This window comes from Caballeronia sp. GAWG1-5s-s, from assembly GCF_023631445.1.
In the GTDB taxonomy this organism is placed as follows: domain Bacteria; phylum Pseudomonadota; class Gammaproteobacteria; order Burkholderiales; family Burkholderiaceae; genus Caballeronia.
Window position 1 is genome coordinate 1 of the sequence record NZ_JALQDC010000049.1, and the last position, 7937, is coordinate 7937.

Below are 7937 nucleotides of genomic sequence, written 5' to 3' on the forward strand. Positions count from 1 at the left end.
CCCGCTCCTGTCAGCGGGCTTTTTGTTGCCCTCGGTTTTGACGTTGCCGTTTCTCTCATTAGGGCGAGCGCAGCGAGTCACGCCGTAGGCCCCACGCCGCGAGGGGACCCGTGGTCAGGTAGGGGGCAAGTCCGCAGGGACTTGTACCCGGCTGTCCACGGGGACGCGGGATAACCGATGTGGCAGGTATGAGGAGTGCTGCAGTTGCAGCGTCACTCTCTCTCAGGTGATAACTTTTAGCCCGCCCCTCTGCCCGAGAGCGCGGGCTTTTTCTTGTCCTGGCCGTATGAGCGCCTAAGCTACTAGTGCGTCCTTGGACACGACGCATCTGTTGTAAGAATCGCTTGGCCCGCTTCGGCGGGCTTTTGTTTGTCTAGTCTCTCGGTTACGTAGCGGGCCTGTGGTGTACAAATTCCGGGTCGTGTGCGTGCGCCCCGTTTTATATACGTTTTACCGTTTTATCGTTTTAGGCGTCCTCAAACCCTTACTGGATAAGGCTCACCGGGCGTTATGGTGTACTTTTTCCGGGTTTGAGGTGTACAAATTCCGGGCTTACGGTGGCAGTTTTCCGGGTCTATGGGACATTTTCCGGGGGCTATCCACAGGGCCGCCGAAAATCGGAAGTTGTCCACATGCGCCGCAATATTGACTCGTGGGTCTATGGTGTACATAATTGATGCCGTACACCATTCGCGACGCCATGACAAAGACCCTTACCTCCAAGCCCACAAGCCAAACGTCGATTTCGGACCGAAACGTAACTATGGCGAATGTGATCGTCCGGGCGTCGCACAGTTTGAATTTGTCCGAGAAGCGGCTTGTAGCGGCGGCCCTGGCAGCCACCGACTCCACGGACGGGCGCGCGCTAACCGATGAGAAGTTTTGGACCGTGAAGCTATCCGCAATGGAGTACGCGGAGGCGTTCGACGTTAGCCTTAACACGGCCTACGAACAGCTACAGGACGGCGCGGATAGCCTGCTGACAAAGGTAATCGTGCGGCCCGACCGTGACCGAAAGGGCGACCTGATAAAGCATACGTGGCTACTCCGGGCGCGGTACTCGGCGGGGCAAGGCTGCGTCACGATCACTTGGCATCCAGACATACAGCCGTTTATCTTCTGCCTCCGCCAGGAATTCACGACATACAAGCTCAAGCACGCTGCCGCGCTGCGTTCAGTCTATAGCTGGCGGCTGTTTGAGAACCTGAAAAGCTGGAACGGTGCGGGGAAGTGGAATCCGACACTGGAGGAGTTCGAACACGCAATGGACGCCCCGGAGAACTACCGGACGAACTTTAAGGAACTACGCCGCCGCGTGATTGAACCCGCCGTGAAGGAACTACAGAAGAAAAACAACCTTGATGTGAAGTGGGAACAGGTAAAGGAGGGGCGCAAGACGGTCGGATTGCGGTTTGAGTTCCGGCAAGCGGAACAAGGCGCCCTAGATTTTCAGGCTGGCTAACCCGGAATTTGTACACCATAGATTGACGGCCAATGTGTACCCACGGGGGCCTATGACAACACACGGTAGCGTAGCCCTCGGGGACGTGGCCGCGAAAGCGAGTCACCTAGATATAGCGTGCTCCCGCTGCGAACGGCGGGGCCGGTATCACCTCGCGCGGCTCGTGGAACGCCTCGGGCCTGATTTCCCGATGACGGACTTAGGCGCGGCGCTAGCGGACTGCCCGAGCCGGAACGCTAGCTCGCACGGGGAACGCTGCGATGTGTATTTCCCGGTCTCGTGGCTATCCTGCATGGGAGTGAGTAGGCCCCGCACCAACAAAAACGGGAGCGCATATGAGATTTCAGAATCTTTTTCAACCCAACGCTATCGATGCGGCCATCGAGGAGTGCCGGGAGCAAATTGCGGCCCAGATGGACCGCGTTAGGCAACAGGCAAGAATGGGCCGGGACGACTCAACGTCGCGCGATTTGCTGCTCGCGCTCCACCGCAGCCAAGACGCGTTGGAACTGGCACAGCGGGCTTTAACCAACGTTGAGACCCAACGTAAAGCAGGATGCTGCACCGCAGCAAAACCGGCCCGATGGAGGCCGGAATTCCGCTCGACATAAAACCTGTTGTCCCACTTGGGTCCCTTGGTGCGCCGCGTCAATCGCGAGCCAAGTCATCCACGCCCGCTGCCCTGGCCCACGCCCTGACCCATTTCACCGCCTGTTTTTTGGCAGCGGACGTGGTCGCGAGTAAATACCGGTCGATGGCCCCGCTGAGTCGGCACAGCGCATAGGCCCGGCGCTGCTGGAAATCGCGCTTCATGGCTAGTTCCGCAAATCCTTTCTAGCCTCACACGCAATCCAAGCGCCCGAAGCGCTACTCACTATTTTTCATGAATTCGTGAAAGCAAGAATTCAGCAATTCATTGAGCTTCATATCTCGATCTAAGGCGGCCTGCTTGAACGCCTTAACGAACTCGGGCGGCATACGGAATTGCAGCGGCACAAGCTCCGAGGACGGCACTACCCCCCGCTGTCTTGAGGCGCTCTGCGGGGCTGTTGCCTTGCGTGGCGCGAGGGTGTCCGCCAGTGGGTTACTTGCCTTAGCCATTCGCTACCTTCCTTGCTTTCTTGTTTTCATGAAAACATGATTTCACGCAGAACCAAAGCCCCGCTACCTCTGCCGCTGCGGGCGTCTTAGCCCCTAGCTCGGGCGCGGTGCGGCCCGAGGTCATTGCCACGGCGTACGGCACGCGGTCCGCGATAAACGACTGCGCTACCTGCCCGTGTCCCGAGAGGACGGCCACGGTTTGCGCCGTAATGCTGGCCTGGGCCTTGGCTTGGGTAATGACGAAGAGGAGCGGCTTACCGGCCTCCTTAACCTGTTCCACGGTCTCCGCTACGGCCCATAGGTCGGCAGGGGAGGGGCGTACGGGGATTAGAACGAGGTCCGCCAAGCGGAGGAGGGCGGTGTTTTGGTCGGAGAGCGCCGGGGCGGTATCTACGATGCAATAGGCCGCGCCTTGCTTCTCGAGCGCCTCCAGTCCGGCCCGGAGCTTGGTAAAAGGAACGTCCGCCCGCTGCGGCGTCTCCGCCGTCCGGTTCTCGTGCCAGCGGCTTAACGTTCCTTGCCTGTCCGTGTCGATGATCCACGCGGGGCCGTCTCCGGCCCGCTCCGCTTCAACGGCCAAGTGAGACACCAGCGTAGTCTTGCCACTCCCGCCTTTCTGGCTTGCAACAATTATTGTTTTCATGAAATCAACCTTTGTTGATTTATTGATCCGAGAATGTAGCAGGGTGCGGGCGAAATGGAAACGTCCGCCGCCGAACGCGAGCCGCTACGGCATGGCGGCGCGGGGTGGATCCACTTTCGGCCGGCGCGGCCAAAGCCCGCGCGGAACCCCCCGTACCGGGGTCAAGCCGGGGGCGTCTCCAATGCGCTCCCGTACACGCATCGGCGCTAAACGGCCCCTTCCGAAAAATTTTGAAAATACGCTGGAATTGAAAGGGCGTGGCGCATCGACGCGAATACGCGCGACAACGTAACGTGACAGGAATGTTCGATAAGTCTTGATTTATAAAGGCTTGTCGTAAAAGTCAGCGCGATTCGATCCCGTAGGGATGCTAACGAAAGTACCGTTCGACCTCATCGCAACGATTCGACGAGGAAGAGCATGGAACCCGCACAGCGCGCGCAGTTTTTAACGACCGACGAACTAGCCGAACGGCTGCACGTTCGAGCGCAGTCGATTTACAAGCGTTACCGCCAGACCGGCGCGTATTACAACCTGCGGCCGGTCAAGATGCCGAACGGGCGTCTCCGGTGGCCGCTCGATGCCGCCGAGCAATGGGCGGGGGCGGCAGTATGAGCGCGCCTCGCTTCTCCGATGCCGTCGCGCAAATGAGCGTCGACGAAGTGCGGCGCGCGGCGGCTCCGATTCGGAGCGCAAATCCCCGGCTTACGGTTGACGGCTGGCACATCGAGCGCGCGCCCTACGTTGGCCGCGACTTCGATATGGAGCAAGTGCGCGCGGCTGTTTTGTTCGTGCGCACCTTCGGTCGTCCTCGACGGTATTTCAACAGCAAAGCCGGCTCGTACACCCTGAAGCATTACGCCGAGAACTGGGCGCGAGCTTGCGCCGATATCGACGTCTCGAACGGCGAACTCATTCTCGCCGCGCTCATTTGCGGATACCGGCATCGGCAGGTTCCCCGCACCCCCAATTGCACGTTCGATATGACCGTCGACGCCAAGATGCGCCGCTACGAGCAGCCGGCACGCTCCCAATAAAAAAAGCCCGGCGTCGAGGCCGGGCGATTCGATCAGGCAAAAAATGGTTAGTAATCAAGAATATAGGGATGGCGCGAGCCGCCGTCAACTCGAGCCCGGGACGCGGCTCGATTGCGCGCTCGCCTATGCCGCGCAGGGTTATTACGTTCTCCCGCTGGAGCCGAATGGCAAAACGCCGCTTACGCGCCACGGCGTGAAGGACGCGACGCGCGACCCCGCAAAAATCGCGGAATGGTGGCGCACTTGCCCCGAAGCAAACATCGGCATCAACTGTTCTGCGTCGGGGCTCGCCGTCGTCGATATCGACCGGCACGCGGGCAAGGCGAACGGGTTCGACACGCTCGCGGCGCTCGAAGCGGAACACGGCCCGTTGTGCTCGCCAGTCGTCGTAAAGACGGGTAGCGGCGGCGAGCATCGCTATTACCGCGTACCTGGCGGCGCGCAATTGCCGGGCAAGCTCGGGCCGGGAATCGACCTCAAACACAACAACGGCTATGTCGTCGCGCCGCCGAGCGTTCATCCGAACGGGACGGCCTATGAATGGATGCCGGGCGCTAGCTTGCTGGATGCGCCGCCGTTGCCGTTGCTGCCGGATTGGGTACACGCGCCCTGCGCCGAGCATTCGAACGCGCCTATGGACGTTTCCGACCGGCTGCCGACCGAGATAGCCCGCGCATGCTCGGCGCTGTTCTCGCTCGATGCCGGATGCGACCGAGATGCATGGATTCGGCGCGCGATGGCGGCGAAAGATGCCGGCGTGTCGTTTGGCGCGTTCAATGAATGGAGCAGCCTCGGCGCGAACTATGAGGGCGAAGACGACTGCCGGGCGGCGTGGGATTCGTTCCGAGACGATAAAGCGGATCGAGTCACGGCCGCGACGCTGTTTCATCAGGCGCAAAAAGCCGGATGGAATGACCCCGCAAAAGTGCGAATCGCACCTGAAGTCGACGCGGGCCGCTATCGGCTGCTGTCGGCCGACGATCTGCTCAACGCGCCGCCGCTTAGCTGGCTCGTGCGGGGCGTGCTGCCGGCGTCGGGGCTGGCGGCGCTCTACGGCCCGTCGGGTTCGGGTAAGTCGTTTCTCGCGCTCGATCTGTGCGCGGCCGTCGCTGGCGGCGCGGAGTGGTTCGAGCGGCGCGTCACGGCCGCACCCGTTACGTATCTCTGCCTCGAAGGCGAGGCGGGTTTATCGAAGCGCACGCATGCATGGCGCGAGCACTACGGCCGCGCGCTGCCCGATCGTATGGCGTTCATCACGCAATCATTCGACCTTCGCAACGAGGCCGACGTCGACGACTTGTGCGCGGCCGTATCGGAAGCCGGGTTGCGGGATGGGCTGCTCGTTATCGACACGTTGAACCGGGCCGCGCCGGGAGCCGATGAAAACGCGAGCACGGATATGGGCGCGCTCATCGAGGCATGCAAGGCAATACAGCGCGCAGTCGGCGGCGTCGTGCTGGCGGTGCATCACACCGGCAAGGATGCGGCGAAGGGGCTGCGCGGGCATAGCAGCCTGTTTGCGGCGCTCGATGCCGGTATCGAAGTAAGGCGCGACGGCGAGCGCCGCGAATGGTCCGTCGCAAAGAGCAAAGACGATGCGGACGGCGCGCGTAATGCGTTCCGGCTCCAGCTCGTCGAGCTGGGCGAAGACGCCGATGGCGAGCTTGAAACGTCGTGCGTCGTCGAGGCCGACGAGGCGCCTGCACAAAGCGCGCGGCGCGTGCTGAAGGGCGCGACGCAAAAGCTCGTGCATGACGGCATGCAACTGCTCTTACTTACCTCCGAGCACAAAGGCGAGGGCGGCGCGCCGGTCGATCGCGCATGCGTTCGAAAAGATGACGCCGTGACGGCTCTGGCGGGCGACATGACGTGCGAGATTCGCCGACGCAAACCGGAAGCGCGACGGGCGCTCGATTCGCTCATCGCGGCCGGGCTCTACATCGAGCCCGAGGGATGGGTTTGGGAAAACTAAACCAGACGAGACGCAAGACGCAAAGACGCACCCTCTAAGGGTGCTGCGTCCTTTGCGTCCTTTTGCAGCAGGCCCAAAAAGACGCATTCGGCCTTTTTCGTCCTTTGCGTCTCGCTAGCGGCCTTTGATTCGAAGGGGGTGGATATGGCATCAGAAAACGCCGAACGGCTGGCGCGATACAAGGAACGATTGCGGGCCGCGGACTTTAAGCGCCTGTCGTTTTGGGTCTGTTCCGACCTGGCGGCGCTGCTCGCGGCGAAGCGCCGGCCGGGCGAATGCACCGGGCGAACAGTGGAGCGGTTGCTATTGGGCGCGGCGGCGGCGCGTCCCGAATATTGGACCGCCGAGGAGCGGAAGGAGCGCGCCGCCCGTGCAGCGCGGAATCGCAGAGACAGTTACTCGGTTGCGCGCATGCGCTCGGAAGGGCGAAGCGCCGCCGATAACCCCCCTGCCGCTTGAATACAGCCCCGCCACGCCCCTCGAACGGCACGCCCCTATCGATGAGGCACTTTCGCAGCGCGAGCCCCTAGCGGCCTTCTTTTGGAAGCTGCTTCTAAAGTTTGCTTTGCCTGTTCAGAGCTTCTAGATTGCGATGGAGAGTGAACAACAAACGTCGTGACGCCGCCGCATCAAATCCGGCTTTTGTCTGCCGCGTAAGGCAGTCCGTCTGCGCCTCGATTTCTTGTTGACACCGCGCGATAGCTTTTTCGATAGCGCTGACTTCGAGGAAGTCGTGATCCATAACGCGATACCGCTAGCAACTGGGTAATTGGATTCTCTGCAAACTGCGCGCCAATACTGTCCGGTTACGGTATAGCCTAGCCTGACTGTCAGGAGCGGCCCCGGAAAGTGTCAGATTAAGATTGTTTTAGATATTTATTGACACTTTATCCAAAGGGTCTAGAATCTATCCTGACACAAACAACAAAACGGGGTAGCGAAATGAGCAAGCGCATCGGATACAAGCGGGTTTCGACGGTCGACCAGAACACGGAGCGCCAGCTTGACGGCGCGCAACTCGACAAAGTGTTCGAAGACAAGGCGAGCGGCAAGGATGCAAACCGCCCGCAATTGACGGCCGCGCTCGACTACGCCCGCGACGGCGATACGCTCGTCGTTCATTCGATGGACCGGCTCGCGCGCAACACGGAAGACCTGCTGCGCATCGTGCGCGAATTGACGGCGAAACAAGTGTCCGTCGAGTTCGTGAAAGAGGGTTTGAAGTTCAGCGGGCGCGGCGACGACCCGATGGCGCATTTGATGATGACCATGCTTGGCGGCTTCGCTCAGTTCGAGCGCGCCATGATCCGCGAGCGCCAGCGCGAAGGCATCGAGCTTGCCAAAGCCAAAGGGGTCTACAAGGGCCGTAAGCCGGCGCTGACGCCCGCGCAAGTCACGACGCTGCGCCAACGTGCCGAAGCCGGCGAGAAGAAAGCCGTGCTGGCGCGCGAGTTCGGTATCAGCCGCGAGACGCTTTACCAATACCTTCGCGCTGACGTCGCCTAACGCCGATTTTACGCTGCGAGGGCTAGCGGCCCTTGGTGTCGATCCGCACAAAAGGGATGGACCCTTCTTTGCTTACTTACCTTTGCGCGGCCTACGCTGCTTATGCGTACCGTTCTCTCGTTGGTGCGCAACCCTTTCGCCCGCTCCTGTCAGCGGGCTTTTTGTTGCCCTCGGTTTTGACGTTGCCGTTTCTCTCATTAGGGCGAGCGCAGCGAG

The 7937-nt window shown here is 61.0% G+C and carries 9 protein-coding genes; 6 read left to right on the plus strand and 3 right to left on the minus strand.

The window, feature by feature from the left end:
- Positions 1 to 763 precede the first annotated feature (763 nt).
- Positions 764 to 1462: a replication initiation protein gene (locus NCR34_RS27735; protein WP_250501421.1), complete on the plus strand. Its 699-nt coding sequence runs from the start codon at positions 764 to 766 to the stop codon at positions 1460 to 1462.
- Between the two features lie 648 nt (positions 1463 to 2110).
- Here the strand turns inward: NCR34_RS27735 and NCR34_RS27740 are convergent.
- Genes NCR34_RS27740 through NCR34_RS27750 form a run of 3 tightly spaced genes read right to left on the minus strand, consistent with a single transcriptional unit; the run spans position 2111 to position 3206 of the window.
- Complete coding sequence (locus NCR34_RS27740) at positions 2111 to 2275, minus strand: hypothetical protein (RefSeq protein ID WP_250501422.1); 165 nt, start codon at positions 2273 to 2275, stop codon at positions 2111 to 2113.
- Between the two features lie 54 nt (positions 2276 to 2329).
- The gene (locus NCR34_RS27745) at positions 2330 to 2563 is read right to left on the minus strand and encodes a hypothetical protein (RefSeq protein WP_250501423.1); all 234 of its coding nucleotides are present in this window, start codon (positions 2561 to 2563) and stop codon (positions 2330 to 2332) included.
- The gene (locus tag NCR34_RS27750) at positions 2556 to 3206 is read right to left on the minus strand and encodes a nucleotide-binding protein (protein WP_250501424.1); all 651 of its coding nucleotides are present in this window, start codon (positions 3204 to 3206) and stop codon (positions 2556 to 2558) included. The genes NCR34_RS27745 and NCR34_RS27750 overlap by 8 nt, the downstream gene beginning before the upstream one ends.
- A 420-nt stretch (positions 3207 to 3626) precedes the next feature.
- On the opposite strand from NCR34_RS27750, the gene NCR34_RS27755 reads away from it, so the two are divergent.
- The 5 genes from NCR34_RS27755 to NCR34_RS27775 all read left to right on the plus strand — a co-directional run bounded on the left by NCR34_RS27755 (position 3627) and on the right by NCR34_RS27775 (position 7721).
- Positions 3627 to 3821 carry a DNA-binding protein gene (locus tag NCR34_RS27755; RefSeq protein ID WP_250501425.1) on the plus strand — a complete coding sequence of 65 codons (195 nt, stop codon included), beginning with the start codon at positions 3627 to 3629 and terminating at the stop codon, positions 3819 to 3821.
- Between the two features lie 32 nt (positions 3822 to 3853).
- Entirely contained in the window at positions 3854 to 4243 is a 390-nt protein-coding gene (locus tag NCR34_RS27760) for a hypothetical protein (RefSeq protein ID WP_250501426.1), read from the plus strand.
- Positions 4244 to 4286: 43 nt separating this feature from the next.
- A complete protein-coding gene (locus NCR34_RS27765; RefSeq protein WP_250501427.1) occupies positions 4287 to 6215 on the plus strand; it encodes a bifunctional DNA primase/polymerase in 1929 nt (642 codons plus the stop codon).
- A gap of 144 nt (positions 6216 to 6359) precedes the next feature.
- A complete protein-coding gene (locus tag NCR34_RS27770; protein WP_250501428.1) occupies positions 6360 to 6674 on the plus strand; it encodes a hypothetical protein in 315 nt (104 codons plus the stop codon).
- A 483-nt stretch (positions 6675 to 7157) separates the two neighbouring features.
- Entirely contained in the window at positions 7158 to 7721 is a 564-nt protein-coding gene (locus NCR34_RS27775) for a recombinase family protein (protein WP_250501429.1), read from the plus strand.
- Positions 7722 to 7937 lie beyond the last annotated feature (216 nt).